We start from the raw sequence: 15,856 nt of genomic DNA, 5'->3' as shown, positions 1-15,856 counted from the left end.
ACACGTACATGAAACGGTGTATCTTGTTGAACCAAATTTGATTCATTGTATCACAATAAAGCAGAAAAGTGTTGAAATGCTGTGCAACTTTTTAGCGAAAAGCGAAATGTATTTTCAATCACAGCAATAAATATTTCAAATAGTATACCATACACATGCATGTATAATAAATAGAAATATCGTATATTTATTTAATAGTAAACCTTGCCAGGCGGGGATTACACTCTTTCGTAATATACAAAGCGGTAGCGATAAGGGTTCTTCTCGTCTGTGATGCCCGGAATTTCGCGCACGATCTTCCAGCCGCTCCAGTCTAAGGCCGGAAAAACGGTATCCCCTGCGAACACTTCTTCAATACGGGTTACGATCAACTGGTCGGCATGGGACCAAAACAGCTTATAGATTTCCGCCCCTCCGATAATCATAAGCTGCTCCTGCTCAGCCAGCCTCAGCCCTTCTTCAAGGCTGTGAATCACGCCCGCTCCTGCTGCGGCATAATGCGGATCGCGGGTAAGAATGATGTTATTTCGCTGTGGAAGACTTTTACCACCGAAGGATTCCCACGTTTTACGTCCCATCAGCACCGTCTTGTTAAGCGTCTGCTCCTTAAAAAATGCCATATCCCGCGGCAGTCTCCAGGGCAGAGCATTGTCGCGCCCAATCGTCCCGTTCTCATCCATCGCCCATATCATCGAAATGCTCATGCTGTTCACCCCTCTCAAGCATCAAGAAGCTTCATTATATCGGTTCAGTCATTATTAAATAGCTACAGGTGCCTTAATCCCAGGGTGATGCTGGTAATTTTCAAACTCAAAATCCTCGAATGTATAATCAAAAATCGATTCAGGCTTCCGCTTAATCACCAGCTTCGGCAGCGGATAAGGCTCACGCTGGAGCTGTGTGCGCACCTGATCGAAATGATTTGAATAAATATGCACATCTCCGCCGGACCAGATGAACTCGCCTACTTCAAGGCCGCACTGCTGAGCCACCATATGTGTCAACAATGCATAGCTTGCAATATTAAAAGGCAGACCCAGGAAGGTATCAACCGAGCGCATCGTCAGCATGCAGGACAGCTTGCCGGACGCGACGTAAAATTGAAACACAAAGTGGCATGGCGGCAGCTTCATGTGGTCAATTTCCGCGACGTTCCATGCACTCACGATATGCCTGCGGGAATCCGGATTATTCTTGATCGAATCTATGACATTCGAGATCTGGTCAATGGTTCTGCCGTCCGGCGTTTCCCAGGCACGCCACTGTGAGCCGTACACAGGACCGAGATCCCCATTCTCATCCGCCCACTCATCCCAGATTGTAACACCGTGTTCCTTCAGATAAGCGATATTCGTATCACCGCGCAAAAACCAGAGCAGCTCATGAATGACCGATTTCAAATGGATTCTCTTTGTCGTCACAAGCGGAAATCCCTCAGACAGATCAAAATGGAGCTGTCTGCCGAAGACCGAACGGGTTCCGGTGCCAGTACGGTCGTTTTTATCCGTTCCATGTTCCATAATATCCTGCAGCAAGTCCAAATAATTCTTCACTACACATCCCCCTCTTCATCCAGCATGATATATGACCTAATTCGTTCACTCTCACCACTCACGCCTGTCTCTTCATGAACATTCTGATTCTAAGTGTACCATGAGCGGCAGACTCTCTCCAGATGAAAAAAACGCCTGTTCGCCACTGAAGAGTTCAAATTGACCAACTCGAAAAAAACAGAGAACGCGCTTGGCGTTCTCTGTCCTGTGTAAAATATATAATACAGTAATAGGATTAGCGGCGAGGAGCCATCGTGTGGATTGGATGACCCAATACCACTTCGGCTGCCTCGGCAACCAGTTCACCCAGCGTAGGATGCGCATGGATCGTAAGAGCGATATCTTCAAGAGTAGCTCCCATCTCGATGGCAAGACCCAGCTCGGCAATCAGGTTGGATGCTTCGATACCCACGATTTGTGCGCCCAGTACCAGACCGCTCTCTTCATCAGCCACGATTTTGACGAAGCCTTCAGCTCCGTTCAGGGAAACGGCACGGCCGTTCGCAGCATAAGAGAATTTACCGGTTTTTACTTTGTGGCCTTTGTCTTTGGCTTGCTGCTCGCTGTAGCCTACGCTTGCGCATTCAGGATCCGTAAATACCACGGCAGGAATGCACTTGTAGTCTACTACGGAAGGCATGCCGGAAATCGCTTCAGCCGCCACTTTACCTTCATAAGAAGCTTTGTGCGCCAGCGCAGGGCCTGCGACGATATCACCGATAGCGAAAATGTGCTTATGGTTTGTACGGCCTTGATGGTCCACTTTTACAAAACCGCGCTCATCCATTTCCACTTCAATCAGGTCAAGACCCAGCTCACCGTCCGTGTTTGGACGACGTCCAACCGTAACGAGCAGATATTCAGCGGTCACTTCTTTGCTCTCCCCGTTTACGGAGAACTTGACAGTAACATCTTTATCCGTTTGCTCAGCACTTTCTGCTTTAGCCCCTGTGAAGATCTCGATGTTGGTTTTCTTCATGTTCTTCGCAACGAGCGAAGTCATGTCTTTATCGAAGCCAGGCAGAACGGTATCCATACCTTCGATAATCGTCACTTTAGTACCGAACTTGGAGTACATTTGACCCAACTCGGCACCGATGTAGCCACCACCGATAACGATCATGCTCTTCGGCACTTCAGGCAGGTTCAGCGCTTCTGTCGAGGACAGAATACGGCCGCCAAACGGGAACACCTTCAGCTCGATCGGACGGGAGCCTGTAGCAATGATGCAGTTTTTGAAACGGTAACGCGGAGATTCATGGTCATTGAACACGCGTGCTTCATTTTGGTTAATGAACATGCACTCACCGTTGAAGATTTCAACTTTGTTGCCTTTGAGCAGCGCGCTGACACCGCTGGTCATTTTCTTAACAACACTTTCCTTGAACTCCTGTGTTTTGGTGAAGTCCACTTTTACGTCACCCACCGACACGCCGAAGAATTCGGCGTGCAGTGCGTTTTCGTATTGATGGGCCGCAGAGATCAAGGCTTTGGAAGGAATACAGCCACGGTTCAAGCACACACCGCCGAGTTCCGATTTATCCACGATCAATACTTTCTGACCCAGTTGAGCGGCGCGGATGGCGGCTACATAACCGCCAGGACCTGCACCGATGACCAATGTATCAATATCCAGAGAAGCGTCTCCTACTACCATTGATTACACCTCCATAACCAGCAGCTCAGGGTTAGCGAGCAGCTGTTTGATATAGTTCATGAAGTTTTGGGCAGTTGCACCGTCGATAATGCGGTGATCGAAGCTCAGGGACAGTGCCATTACAGGTGCTGCCACAATTTCACCGTTTTTCACGACAGGTTTTTCACTGATGCGGCCTGTTCCAAGAATAGCCACCTCAGGGAAGTTGATGATTGGTGTAAAGAACATACCGCCAGCAGAGCCGATGTTGGTGATGGAAATGGTGCTTCCTCTCATTTCGGCTGGAGTCAGTTTGCCTTCACGGCCACGAGATGCCAGATCACGGATTGCGTCCGCAATCATCCAGATGCTCTTGCGGTCCGCATCTTTAATCACCGGAACGATTAGACCGTTATCCGTATCTGTCGCAATACCGATGTTGTAGTATTTCTTGTACACGATTTCGTTCGCTTCTTCGTCGATCATCGCATTCAATGCCGGGAATTGACGGGAAGCGGCAACGAGTGCCTTCACGATGAACGGCAGATATGTTACTTTTACGCCTTTTTTCTCAGCGATTGGTTTCATACGGGTGCGGAATGCCACCAGCTCGGTTACGTCCACTTCGTCCATAATGGTAACGTGTGGAGCGGTGTAAGCCGATTTAACCATCGCATTGGAGATCGCTTTACGGATTCCTTTGAACGGTACACGTTCTTCATCAAGACGCTGATCAGCCGCCGCTGCTGGAGCTACCGCTTTCTCTGCCGCAGGCTTCGCTGCTGCAGGGGCCGCCGTTTGCGCCGCAGGAGCTGCTGCTGGAGCCGGAGCTGCTTGACCGCCGCCGTTTTTGAAGGATTGTACGTCTTCTTTGGTTACTTTCCCGTTTTTGCCGGTACCGTTAACCAGAGTAATGTCAACGCCTTGTTCACGAGCAAATTTACGAACGCTTGGTGTAGCAAGCACTTCTTTGTTGGAAGCTGCTGCAGGCGCAGGGGCCGCGTTGACTGCTACAGGTGCTTCAGCAGCGGCTGTAGCCGTTGCGGCACCTTCCTGCTCAGGAAGCTCGCCTTCTGCATCGATAATCGCTACAACTTGGCCGACGTGGAACACATCGCCATCTTTTGCGAATACTTCAGCCACGGTGCCGTTCACAGGACAAGGAACTTCAACAACAGCTTTATCGTTCTGAACTTCCATGATAATGTCATCGTCCGTTACTTTATCCCCTGGCTTGATGTGCATTTTAATGATTTCACCTTCATGCAGACCTTCGCCCAGCTCTGGGAATTTGTATTCGAACTTGGAGCTTCCGGAAGCAGCCGGGCTGGCTGTCGCAGGAGAAGAAGTTGTATCCGCTCCGCCCTTAGCAGCATCCTTTTCCTGTACGGCTTGACTGCTGGCAGTTGCTTCTTCCTGCTCAGGCACATCGCCTTCCGCATCAATGATCGCTACAACTTGGCCAACGTTAAACACATCGCCGTCTTTTGCGAACACTTCTTTTACTGTACCGTTTACGGGACAAGGAACTTCTACGACAGCCTTGTCATTTTGAACTTCCATGATGATGTCGTCGTCTGTTACTTTATCGCCCGGTTTAATGTGCATCTTGATGATTTCGCCTTCGTGCAGGCCTTCACCAAGCTCCGGGAATTTGTATTCAAAATTTGCCACGTTCAATACCTCCTAATTAAAATTCCAGTACTTTGTGAACCCCATCAATGATACGAGCAGGGTTTGGCAGCCAGGAATCCTCGATTTGCGCAAAAGGATAGATCGTATCTGGTGGTGCAATACGCAACACAGGAGCTTCGAGATGAAGGATAGCTTTTTCATTGATTTGAGCAACAACCTCAGCGCCTACACCCGCACTCTTCTGTGCTTCCTGCACAACGATGGCACGGTTGGTTTTCTTAACCGAAGCTACGATCGTATCGATGTCGATCGGGCTTACGGTGCGCAGATCAATTACTTCTACCTTGATACCTTTTGTTTTCTCAAGCTCTTCAGCAGCCTTGACGGAAGTATGAACCATCATGCCGTAAGTAATAATCGTAACATCAGAGCCTTCACGAACCACTTTCGCTTTACCCAGTTCAACTGTATAGTCATCCTCTGGCACTTCATCACGGAATGCATGGTAGAGATTCAGGTGCTCCATGAAGAATACAGGATCGTTATCGCGAATCGCTGCGATCATCAGACCTTTTGCATCGTAAGGGTTGGAAGGAATAACCACCTTAATGCCTGGAGTCTGAGCCAGCAGACCTTCCAGTGCGTCTGTATGCAACTCGGCCGCTTTTACGCCGCCGCCGTATGGTGTACGGAACACAATTGGAGAATTGTAGCGTCCGCCGGAACGGTAGCGCATACGTGCCGCTTGAACAGCCATTTGATCCAGCGCTTCAAAGATAAAGCCCACGAACTGAATTTCCGCAACAGGACGGAAGCCTTGGATACCCAGGCCTACTGCGAGGCCGCCAATAGCGGATTCCGCAAGTGGTGTATCGAATACACGCTCTTCGCCGAACTCCTTCTGTAAACCTTCTGTGGCGCGGAATACGCCGCCTACATTACCTACGTCTTCACCGAAAAGAATGACGTTCGGATCACGCTTCAATTCAACGCGCAACGCGTCGCGAATCGCTTCTTTCATGTTCATTTGTGCCATTGCTTCATTTCCTCCTTAAACATTAACAGATCACATTCGTACCTTATCCATCATGAGCCGGAATGGGCCTCCGGCTTCATACTTATGTTTTATTGAAAATCCGCTTTTTGCTCTTCCAGGTGCTTCGGCGTGTGCTCGAACATGCTGTCAATCAGGCCGGAAATCGTCATTTTCTCGGTTTTCTCGGCTTTCTTGATCTCTTCGTTGACTTTCGCTTTAGCTTCTTCTTTCACACGTTCCGTATCCTCTGCCGTCCACAGGCCTTTTTTCTCAAGATACTTGGCCAAGCGGGCAATCGGGTCCTTTTCGCTCCATTGTCCTTCTTCTTCTTTCGTACGATATTTACTAGCATCGTCGGAAAGGGAATGTGGACGGAAGCGGTAAGTGACAGCCTCGATCAGGGTAGCGCCTTCACCGTTACGTCCACGTTCAGCAGCTTCCTGAACCGCTTTAATAACCGCAAAAACATCCATGCCGTCAATTTTTACGCCTTTGATACCGGCAGCAATCGCTTTATGCGCGATGGACAGAGCGGCTGTCTGCTTCGAGAATGGCGTAGTAATGGCATAACCGTTGTTTTGCACAAAGAAAATAACCGGAAGCTTGTAAACTCCAGCATAGTTAAGACCTTCGTAGAAATCGCCTTCGGAGGAACCGCCGTCACCCGTATAAGTAATGACAACTTGTTTTTGCTTCTTGAGCTTGAAGCCCATCGCAATACCCATGGCATGCAAAATTTGCGCACCAATAATAATTTGCGGCATCAATACATTAACGCCTTCAGGAATTTGACCGCCATGCTGATGGCCACGGGAATAAAGGAAAGCTTGATACAACGGGAGGCCATGCCATACGATCTGCGGCATATCACGGTAACCCGGAGCAACGAAGTCCTCTTTCTCAAGAGCGTACTCACTGCCGACCATTGTCGCTTCTTGACCGGATACCGGAGCATAGAAGCCGAGACGTCCTTGGCGACCAAGGTTAACTGCGCGGTCATCCCAAGTACGGGTAAATACCATACGGTACATAATTTCTTTCAATTGATCGTCGGTAAGCTTAGGCATCTTCTCTTCATTAATAATTTCACCTTCCGGCGAAAGCACGGAAAGAGCTTCCACTTCCTCCGTATACACTTCGTAAGGAACCTTGCTCATTTTCTTCACCTCAACAAAAAATTTGAATATCAAGTTCCGCTGTTATAGAATTATTATACACCTGTTTTACCTCTCGAGTCAAAGATATCCGCCATTTTTATTTGTTTTACGGAAATCGTGTATGTATAACAGGTTATGAAAATCACTATAACAGTCTAGTACATCTTTAAAAATGAAACCAGTTTTTGCAATCAGGGTTATCTTAACTTATTGTGGTCTTGAATGCAAAAAAATACCCACGAAAGGTGACGAAGCATGACGGATTCCCGCTACCTGAAAAGAACGATTCTCAAAGACGAGATTCAGAGCCGCTTTTTGAACGCAAAACGCAATCTCCGGATCTACCTTCCACCTGGCTATAATGAAATTTTGAGCTATCCTGTTGTCTATTGTCAGGATGGTGAGGAATTTTTCAATTTTGGACGCGTCGCAACTCATGCCAACAGGCTGATTCTCGATGAAGGGTTGGAGCCTTTCATCATTGTAGGCGTTGAAGTCGATACTTCCATACGGACACAGGAGTATGCACCCTTTGGCAGTCTGTTCGAGGCATACACTTCCTGCTTTTCCAAGGAAATTGTTCCCTATATTGAGGGAAAATACCCTATCCGAAGAGAAGCTTCAGAGCGCGTGCTTGCCGGCGACTCACTGGGAGGCAGTGTCTCCTTGCATCTGGCACTGATGTATCCCGAGTTGTTCACAAGAGTAATCAGCTTGTCCGGCGCCTACTACGACCAGTCACGCGAGATTATCGCCCGTGCCCAGAACCTTACCTATTTGGAGGTTTGGATGACGGTAGGCCTGCAAGAAACGGAGTTTAAAAGCGACACTGGAATCCATAACTTTGTCGAGATTAATCGCAAGACGGCTGAGATGCTCCGGGAACGGGGGGCAACGGTCTCTTACCGCGAGAAGGATGGCAAGCACCTTTGGGGCTTTTGGCAAAATGAGCTGCCTGACGCGCTGAGCTATTTTCTCGGGCTGGCGTGAAAAAAGCTTTACCAACCAATACCCGTTATATGGTGTTTCTTAACGTACTATTTCATGGTCCACAGCAATAAATCCGTTGCTCCCACAGCTCCTTCCTGTCCCGGTCCTCCATGGCCGGGTTTTCTTTTTCCGGTCTTAAGGCGTGTTTGCGCTTTCATCTAAACAATAGAAAAAACGGCACTGCTGCCGTTCGTCCTCTTTTGCCATGTTACGACCATATTATAGCTTTTCGTTTACAATCTTGTCCAGAAGGACCTCGCATCCGAGATCAATTAATCTGTAGGTTTCCTCGAAGTTGCCTGTAAAATAAGGATCAGGAACCTCGCGCAGCGATTCATTAGGAAGCAGGTCCATAAATTTCAGGATTCTCGCCTCTTCCCCTCCTGGGATTGTGCGCAGGTTCTGTTCGTTAGAGTCGTCCATGCAGATGATATAGTCGAATTGTTCGAAATCGCGTGTCTGCATCTGGCGTGCGAAAATCCCTTCGCTGCTGATGCCATGCAGCTTGAGCTGCTTGAGCGTTCCTTCATGCGGCGGCTTCCCAATGTGCCAGTTCCCGGTTCCAGCCGAATCGATTGCAATCGAGCTCTGCAGCCCCCGAACCCCCGCCTTGTGTCTTAATACAGCCTCCGCCATAGGAGATCTGCAAATATTGCCTAGACATACAAATAACACTCGTACCATGCTTCTTATCCTTTCTGAACCCGCCAGTCCGCCGCTCCCGCCTCGGTAATTCCAGTCTGCCCCGTCGGGCGACGCAGCGATCGGCGCGGAAGTTTCCATTTATAATACACGGAAAGCATACGAAATACTATAACGCCTATAAAAAGCGCGATCAGCTCCGCCGTGCGGTCTGTAAAGCCAATGCCTACCGCCAATCCTGCCAGCATGGCCCATACGGCATAAATCTCGTCCCTCAATACAAGCGGCTTACGGCCGGCAAGCAGGTCACGGATCATACCGCCCCCTGTTCCTGTCAAGAAAGCCGCGACCACAGCGGCAATAACCGGATGATTCATCTGGGTGGCATAAAGTGCCCCCTGAATGGCAAAAGCAGCCAGGCCTACCGCATCGAACAGCGCTTCGGTCCGTTTCCAGTGCTTAATGTACTCGTAAGGCAGCATAAATGCGATCACTATGGAAATGACGGCCAGCGTAATGAGCATGCCCTGGCTCCAAAGCGTGGTCACCGGCACGCCAATCAGAACGTTTCGGATAACTCCCCCGCCAAATGCCGTCACAAGCCCCAACACAAGCACGCCCAAAATATCGTATTCTTCCTCCATCGCCACAATTGCTCCGGATATCGCAAATGCAATCGTACCGATAATGCTAAACCAGTCAAAAATATGTAATTCCAACGGCTTGCCTCTCTCCCTTTTTCTCTAACTAACCTGACCTCATATAACCCTTACTTCCCTTGTCAACTTTTCACGTACTCATTGTAGCCAAACTAGGGGAAATTGTGCAAGTGATATTTATCGGGTTATACTCTTACATAGTGTATTTTTCTCAGAGGAGATGTAGCGGATGAGCTTCAGACGAGCAATTATATTTTCCGGCGGAGCCTTGTCCCCGGACGATTGGTCCGAGATCGGGGAAGGCGACTTGATTATTGGCGCAGACCGCGGTGCGTTATATCTGGTGGAGCACGGGATTCGCCCGGATATCGCGGTCGGCGATTTTGATTCCATTCTTCCGGAGCAGAAGCAGCAGGTTGAAGCATACAGTAGTCGCATTCTCAGTTGTGATCCTGTCCATAAGGATCTTACAGACACCGAGCTGGCGCTTGAGCTGGCGATCGGGGAGCAGATCGGTGAGGTCCTGCTTCTTGGCGCGACCGGCACGAGAATGGATCACACGCTGGCCAATCTGCAAATGCTGCTGCGGGCGATGCAGCATCACATTCACTGTGTTATCCAGGATGCTCATAACCGGATCATGCTGACAGGCACGGAGGCTGTCGTTGAAGACCGGGGTTATACCTATATCTCCCTGCTTCCGATGACCACTGAAGTGACCGGCATCAATCTGGAAGGCTTTATGTATCCGCTGGTGAATGCCACCCTTAAAATGGGACAATCCAGGGGGGTCAGCAACCGTCTGGTCGCTCCCTCCGGCAAAGTGTCGATCGAGAGTGGCATGCTGCTCATTATCCAAAGCAGAGATTGATTACAACCCTCGTAACACTGATTACAATTTTGTAATATTTATTCAACCAAAGCCAATCTTAAAAAGAGGCCGGGAACCTTGAATAATCAAGCTTCCTGGCCTCTTTTTATCTCATGATTTCGTTCCATTTTTAATTAACCGCTGTAATTTTAACCGTTTTTTAATAATCAGACTCAAACCCTTGCTGCTCCAGCATTTAAGCACATCCATCCAACATTTAGGAGGTTACAAAACTGTTATACTCAGTCCTGTGAGAAACCAAGCATTCAGTACGAATGACTATTACTCCTGGAGGTACAACAACAAAATGAAATTCAACAGCTTATTTAAGAAAATCATCTCTGTCGGAATCGCTGCTTCCATCGGATTTGGGGCAGTTGCAGCCATAGAGGCTCCAAGCGCGCAGGCGGCTAGTGCCACCGCTGTATCTAAAGGTCAACAAATCGTTAATTACGGTAAAAAATATATGGGAACTCCTTATAAATTCGGGGCGACCACCACGACGACAAGAAACTTTGACTGCTCCTCGTTTACGAAGTATATCTTCAAAAAATATGGGGTAAGTCTTCCCCGCTCTTCTGAAGATCAAGCGAAGAAAGGCAGATCCGTTTCAAAATCCAATCTCAAGGTCGGTGATTTGCTGTTTTTTTCTACCGGCAGCCGTTCTAGAGGCAAAAATGTAACACACGTAGCCGTATATGCAGGCAACGGAAAAATCTTACATACGTACGGCTCACCAGGCGTAACCATCTCCGATCTGGACTCAAAAACCTGGAAAAACGGCTATTTGTTCTCCCGTCGTGTACTGTAATCATATATATCATATGCAAATGAAACAAACCGGAACCCTGTGTTCCGGTTTGTTTTGCTGTACGGGCAAATTACGTTGTCGAATCGGATGCATCCGCTGGCGGCTCCTGAAGCAGGTAACCAACCCCGCGTATCGTGCGGATCAGCTTGTATTTATGACCATGATCAACCTTGAGCCGCAGATGCCGTATATATACATCCACCACATTGGTATCCGCAATATATTCATGCCTCCATACATGCTTCAGGATACGCTGCCTGCTGCATGCCTGATTCACGTGCAGCGCAAGATACCATAGAAGGTCGAATTCCTTCGTAGTCAGACCGATGTGCCCGTCCCCCCGCCTTACCTTTCGCGCTCCCCTGTCAATCACCAAATCCGCCACCTTGATACGGCTGTTCAATTGAAGGGTGCCACGAAAAATAAGCAGCAAATTTTTGATGCGGGCATGCAGCACTTGAGCTGGCACTTCTGCCATAACGACGTCATGAGCTCCACGGTCAAAGCATTCAACCACCTTGTCCACAGCTTCGGAATCTGTAATCATCATTACGGGAATCCGCTTGTTCTCTTCATCCATTCCGTTCAGCAGCCGGTTTGCCTCCAAAGGGGGTAAATCTGCATCAAGCAGCAATAGGTCAAATTCCAGATCCTCCACATTCTCAGCGGCTTCCTGTGCGTTATGCAGATAAATTACACGATATCCCGCTTCCTCTAAGCCTTTCCGTATATGTTCCCTGCTCTTGCCGCCAACGAGCAAAATACGTTCTTCCATACGTCACCTGTTCCCTGATGCCTCGCTGAAGCGATCTGGTGATATCTATGATCCTACCCATAGTTTGGGGAATCTGTATGGAATACATACATCAGGCGGAAGCGGCAATTATAGGCTTTCACCCAAAATAGCGATGATACAGCACCCGGGCCTCTGGGATATCCTTCGTACCGTGAATCAGCGCGCGGCCGTCTCCGAAGATGACCATCCGATGTTTACCGGTATCAAAGGAAACGAGAAAAGGATTGCTTTCGACCATACCATCCCCGGTGGCGGCAAGGCGGGCAGCCGTCGATTTCAAATCAAGCTTTGTCCTGCGGGCCGGTCGAATCTGCACAGTATCCCTGCCGCATAACACATCCGCCTTTTGCCGATTGGAGGCCATCAAATGCGGATACTCCCTGTTCTTGCCGCAGGAAGGGCAATCCTCCTTTTTTGCGCCTGCCACGGAAATCGATGTAGTTTCATTACGCCATACATCAAATGACAGCAGTTTGCCCCGCAGCGCTTCCTTGTGGCCGCTTAACAGCTTAAAGGCTTCCGCCGTCTGATGGGCGGTAACCATCTGTACAGCCTGGGGAAGAATGCCTGCCGTGTCACAAGTGTCTCCTCCGGTTGGGATTGTGCCCAGCAGACAGTTCAAGCAGGGCGTTTCACCCGGAATAAACGTGAAGGTAATCCCGTAGCTGCCCACACATCCACCGTAGATCCACGGCATGCCGAGCTTTTGGGCCACATCATTGATGATCAGTCTTGTGTCAAAATTATCAGTAGCATCCATAATGATATCCGCATCCGTGGCCAGCTCTTCTAAAGCTTCGCCATCGATATCAAGCACATGGGCATGGATGATACATTCGGAATTAATTTGCTGCAGGCGATTTTGGGCCGCGATGGCTTTAGGCGTTCTCTGCAGGGCATCCGATTCCGCAAAGAGCTGCTGCCGCTGGAGGTTGCTCCACTCGACATAATCGCGATCAGCGATGGTAATCGTGCCAATACCTGAGCGGACCAGCGTTTCCGCGATTCCTGTACCGAGCGCCCCCGCTCCAATAATCAGCGCATGAGAAGTTTGCAGCTTTCGCTGCCCCTCCCGCCCAAAGGGCGCAAAGCGCTCCTGCCGGGAGTAACGATCAGCCCCAGCCGGTGCGCTTCCTGCAGTGGAAGGCTCGGGATCTGCTGACGCCGCTGTTCTGCTTTCACTCATATGTAACCATCCCTTCTGTAGGGCTGCTTGCCGAAGCATACCGTTTAACGGGAATCATGCCGGCCTTGAACGCTTGCCTGCCCGCTCTCACCGCCAGCTTCATGGCCTCTGCCATGGCTACCGGATCGCCGGCGCCGGATACTGCCGTATTCAACAGCACAGCGTCCGCGCCCAACTCCATCGCGCGTGCCGCATCGGCCGGCGAACGGATGCCAGCATCCACAATCACAGGAATGGAAGCCTGTTCTATGATCAGCTCCAGTGTATATGGATTGAGGATTCCCCGTCCCGTTCCGATCGGGGAAGCGCCAGGCATCACGGCGTGAACGCCGAGCTGCTCCAGTCTTTTGGCCAATATGACATCATCCGAGATGTAGGGCAGCACAATAAAGCCTTCGGCAAGCAGCATTTCACACGCTTTTAACGTCTCTAACGGATCGGGGAGAAGCGTTTTGTCATCTCCGATCACTTCGACTTTTATCATATCACATAAACCGGAAGCCTTGGCCAATCTGGCAATACGGACAGCTTCCTCCGCGGTGGCTGCCCCTGCGGTATTGGGAAGAAGCGTGAATTGCGACAGGTCCAGCATATCCAGGAAATTCCTCTGCTCCTTCTGCTGCAGGTTCAAGCGCCGCACAGCAAAGGTGAGAATCTCACTTTCCGAAGCCTGAACCGCCCTCATTTGAATTTCAAGATCCGAAAATTTCCCGGTTCCGAGCAACAGTCTCGAATGAAAAGCTCTATCTCCAATTTGCAGCATATTATCCGCCCCCCACAAAATGTACAATTTCAAGCCGATCTCCGTTTTTCAATCCGGTTACGCCATGAATGTCCCTCGTCAATATGTGCCGATTCAACTCAACAACAACCGTTTTGACCTGCAGGTCCAGCGCTTTCAGCAACTGATCCACATTTTGAAGCTCTGTATCAAATATCATCTCCTGCCCGTTGATCACCAGCTTCATTGCACTCCCCCCTTGGCAGCATAACCATGCACAGCAGCGGGCGGTCTCTTGACTCTTTCCGGGGACAGGGCCATCAGCTTTAGCTGCTCTGCCGTAAGACCTGTTATAAAGTCGGCTATGGCTTCACCCGTAGCGGCACTTAGCAAAATTCCGTTACGGTAATGTCCGCAAGCCGCATATAATCCGGCAACATCCGGGACGGGACCAATAAATGGAAGACCATCCCTCGTTTGCGGCCTCAGTCCTGACCATGCTCTCAGGAAAGACGACTCCCGGATCTCCGGCAGCCAGGCACACGCACGTGTAAGCAGATGCTGCAGCCCTCCTGCGGACACGTCCGCTCCCGCTTTATGCGCCCTGCTCGTTGCGCCAATCCATAGCTCCCCGTCCGGCTTCGGTACCAAATAGACATCCTCGGCGTAAATCGTATAGTCCAGCGGACGCGCAGGCATGGTGACGGCAGCAACCTCGCCTTTGACCGGATACATGTCAAGCTGGATGCCACAAGTCCTAAGCAGCCTCAGCTCATCAAGACCTCCTGCGAATACAACCTTCGGACAAACGATATGCCCCCCGCTTGTTTTTACGCCACGCACTCGATTATCCACTGTCAGAATTTCGTGTACGGTTGTGCCTGTCAGCAGCTCTGCACCAAGCTTTTCCGCACCCGCCACCAAAGCCCGAGTTAACCGCTGCGGAAGCAGTTGGGTTTCCTGTTCGCGGAATAGGCCTCCTGCTACTTGCCCTTTCAGGCCGGGAATCCTTCTGGAAATCTCTTCGGCATCCCACCATTGCACAGCCGCTCCATCTTTCTTATCGGCAAGGGCCGATAAGCGTTCTGCCTCTACCGGAGTGCGGGCAGGGATCACGAAACCTGCGGTCACATAGCCGGTTTGCAGTCCTGTCAGCGCTTCAAGCTCTCGTACCAGCTCCCCGAACATATTCCGGCTTCGCATCGCCAAGGCGGCCAGCTCTGGATGAACAAAAGCCTCGCATTCCGCGGCCAGCATTCCGGCCGCTGCCCGGGTTGCCCCTTGTCCTGGAGCCAATCTTTCAATCAGGATGGTTTTGAAGCCTCGTTTCGTCAATTGATAAGCGATGGAGCTGCCAATCACGCCCGCTCCGATCACAGCACAGTCTGCTGAATAAGCCATGTACTCTCCTCCTCCCATTCTCCAGTATTCATCGGGACTCATCTGATCTGAAACTCCGCGCTTCAAGTCATAAGCGCTCTCCTGTATTCCTTTGCCATCCCGGCCGGATCAGGCACCCTCCAGATGCCGGACATCACCGCAATGCCGGAGGCGCCAGCCCGTTTAATGTCCTGCACATGATGAGGCTGGATACCGCCAAGCGCAATAACCGGGATGGAGACCGTATGACAGAGCTCTTCCAGGCTCCTTAACCCCTGCGGAGGCATTCCTGGCTTGGAAGTGGATTCATAAATATGACCGAACAACACATAATCGGCTCCCGCCTGCTCTGCGGCCAGCGCTTCCTGCAGTGAGTGGACGGATGCGCCGCAGCGCAGAGCCGGGAACGCCTCTTTCACAAGCCGCAACGGCAAACTAAGCGAAGTAAGCTGTACGGTCCCAGCTCCGAATAGAAGCGCCGCATCCACCCGATCATTGACTGCCAGTTGGCCCGGGAGACAGCAGCCCCGCTCCGATATCGTCGACATAAATGTGTACAGCTCCGCTGCGCTCAACCGCTTCTCACGGACATGCAGCAGGTCGATATCGGGGCCGATTATCCGCATGATGTCCGCCGTGCGTTCAGCGCTCTGGCAACCGTCCGTAATAAGATGAAATTCCATCATTTCATGCCTCCCCCTTGTTGTGCGGGCATGCAAAAAAGCCGCTCCCCTATATCAGGAAGCGGCTGAACTTACATGTTCACCGAAATACAAGGAATCC

Annotated in this window: 17 protein-coding genes; 3 read left to right on the top strand and 14 right to left on the bottom strand. The window is 50.3% G+C overall.

Annotated features, from left to right (window positions below; genetic code table 11):
* Positions 1–218 precede the first annotated feature (218 nt).
* The 6 genes from OIN60_RS18065 to pdhA form a co-directional block, all read right to left on the bottom strand.
* Positions 219–704, bottom strand: a complete 486-nt coding sequence (locus tag OIN60_RS18065; protein WP_305756268.1) for a dihydrofolate reductase — start codon at positions 702–704, stop codon at positions 219–221.
* A 54-nt stretch (positions 705–758) separates the two neighbouring features.
* Positions 759–1,553 carry a thymidylate synthase gene (thyA, locus tag OIN60_RS18060; protein ID WP_305756267.1) on the bottom strand — a complete coding sequence of 265 codons (795 nt, stop codon included), beginning with the start codon at positions 1,551–1,553 and terminating at the stop codon, positions 759–761.
* Positions 1,554–1,788: 235 nt separating this feature from the next.
* Positions 1,789–3,210 carry a dihydrolipoyl dehydrogenase gene (gene lpdA, locus OIN60_RS18055; RefSeq protein ID WP_305756266.1) on the bottom strand — a complete coding sequence of 474 codons (1,422 nt, stop codon included), beginning with the start codon at positions 3,208–3,210 and terminating at the stop codon, positions 1,789–1,791.
* 3 nt (positions 3,211–3,213) lie between these two features.
* Positions 3,214–4,863 (bottom strand): 2-oxo acid dehydrogenase subunit E2, encoded by a 1,650-nt coding sequence (locus tag OIN60_RS18050; RefSeq protein WP_305756265.1) that lies wholly within the window; start codon positions 4,861–4,863, stop codon positions 3,214–3,216.
* A gap of 16 nt (positions 4,864–4,879) precedes the next feature.
* The gene (locus OIN60_RS18045; protein ID WP_305756264.1) at positions 4,880–5,860 is read right to left on the bottom strand and encodes an alpha-ketoacid dehydrogenase subunit beta; all 981 of its coding nucleotides are present in this window, start codon (positions 5,858–5,860) and stop codon (positions 4,880–4,882) included.
* Between the two features lie 89 nt (positions 5,861–5,949).
* The gene (gene pdhA / locus OIN60_RS18040) at positions 5,950–7,017 is read right to left on the bottom strand and encodes a pyruvate dehydrogenase (acetyl-transferring) E1 component subunit alpha (protein ID WP_305756263.1); all 1,068 of its coding nucleotides are present in this window, start codon (positions 7,015–7,017) and stop codon (positions 5,950–5,952) included.
* Between the two features lie 255 nt (positions 7,018–7,272).
* Between pdhA and OIN60_RS18035 the strand changes: the two genes are divergently transcribed.
* On the top strand, positions 7,273–8,007 hold the full coding sequence (locus OIN60_RS18035; protein WP_305756262.1) for an alpha/beta hydrolase: 735 nt from the start codon (positions 7,273–7,275) through the stop codon (positions 8,005–8,007).
* Between the two features lie 219 nt (positions 8,008–8,226).
* On the opposite strand, the gene OIN60_RS18030 is transcribed toward OIN60_RS18035, so the two are convergent.
* Together OIN60_RS18030 and OIN60_RS18025 are read right to left on the bottom strand one after the other, a co-directional pair.
* Positions 8,227–8,691 (bottom strand): low molecular weight protein-tyrosine-phosphatase, encoded by a 465-nt coding sequence (locus OIN60_RS18030; RefSeq protein ID WP_305756261.1) that lies wholly within the window; start codon positions 8,689–8,691, stop codon positions 8,227–8,229.
* 5 nt (positions 8,692–8,696) lie between these two features.
* The gene (locus tag OIN60_RS18025; RefSeq protein ID WP_305756260.1) at positions 8,697–9,368 is read right to left on the bottom strand and encodes a trimeric intracellular cation channel family protein; all 672 of its coding nucleotides are present in this window, start codon (positions 9,366–9,368) and stop codon (positions 8,697–8,699) included.
* Between the two features lie 169 nt (positions 9,369–9,537).
* On the opposite strand from OIN60_RS18025, the gene OIN60_RS18020 reads away from it, so the two are divergent.
* Positions 9,538–10,179 carry a thiamine diphosphokinase gene (locus OIN60_RS18020; protein ID WP_305756259.1) on the top strand — a complete coding sequence of 214 codons (642 nt, stop codon included), beginning with the start codon at positions 9,538–9,540 and terminating at the stop codon, positions 10,177–10,179.
* Between the two features lie 307 nt (positions 10,180–10,486).
* Positions 10,487–10,990, top strand: coding sequence for a C40 family peptidase (locus tag OIN60_RS18015; RefSeq protein WP_305756258.1), 504 nt, complete (start codon positions 10,487–10,489; stop codon positions 10,988–10,990).
* Between the two features lie 70 nt (positions 10,991–11,060).
* On the opposite strand, the gene OIN60_RS18010 is transcribed toward OIN60_RS18015, so the two are convergent.
* The 6 genes from OIN60_RS18010 to OIN60_RS17985 form a co-directional block, all read right to left on the bottom strand.
* Positions 11,061–11,765, bottom strand: coding sequence for a response regulator transcription factor (locus tag OIN60_RS18010; RefSeq protein ID WP_305756257.1), 705 nt, complete (start codon positions 11,763–11,765; stop codon positions 11,061–11,063).
* 118 nt (positions 11,766–11,883) lie between these two features.
* Positions 11,884–12,972 (bottom strand): ThiF family adenylyltransferase, encoded by a 1,089-nt coding sequence (locus tag OIN60_RS18005; RefSeq protein WP_305756256.1) that lies wholly within the window; start codon positions 12,970–12,972, stop codon positions 11,884–11,886.
* Positions 12,965–13,735, bottom strand: coding sequence for a thiazole synthase (locus OIN60_RS18000; RefSeq protein ID WP_305756255.1), 771 nt, complete (start codon positions 13,733–13,735; stop codon positions 12,965–12,967). The genes OIN60_RS18005 and OIN60_RS18000 overlap by 8 nt, the downstream gene beginning before the upstream one ends.
* 1 nt (position 13,736) lies before the next feature.
* Complete coding sequence (gene thiS / locus OIN60_RS17995) at positions 13,737–13,940, bottom strand: sulfur carrier protein ThiS (RefSeq protein ID WP_305756254.1); 204 nt, start codon at positions 13,938–13,940, stop codon at positions 13,737–13,739.
* A complete protein-coding gene (gene thiO / locus OIN60_RS17990; RefSeq protein WP_305756253.1) occupies positions 13,937–15,094 on the bottom strand; it encodes a glycine oxidase ThiO in 1,158 nt (385 codons plus the stop codon). Before thiO ends, thiS begins: the two co-directional genes overlap by 4 nt.
* A 62-nt stretch (positions 15,095–15,156) precedes the next feature.
* Complete coding sequence (locus tag OIN60_RS17985; protein ID WP_305756252.1) at positions 15,157–15,759, bottom strand: thiamine phosphate synthase; 603 nt, start codon at positions 15,757–15,759, stop codon at positions 15,157–15,159.
* Between the last annotated feature and the right edge of the window lie 97 nt (positions 15,760–15,856).

The organism is Paenibacillus zeirhizosphaerae (genome assembly GCF_030705605.1).
GTDB lineage: Bacteria > Bacillota > Bacilli > Paenibacillales > Paenibacillaceae > Paenibacillus > Paenibacillus zeirhizosphaerae.
The sequence above is the reverse complement of the archived record's forward strand: the minus strand, read 5'-3'. Positions and strand labels throughout refer to the sequence as shown.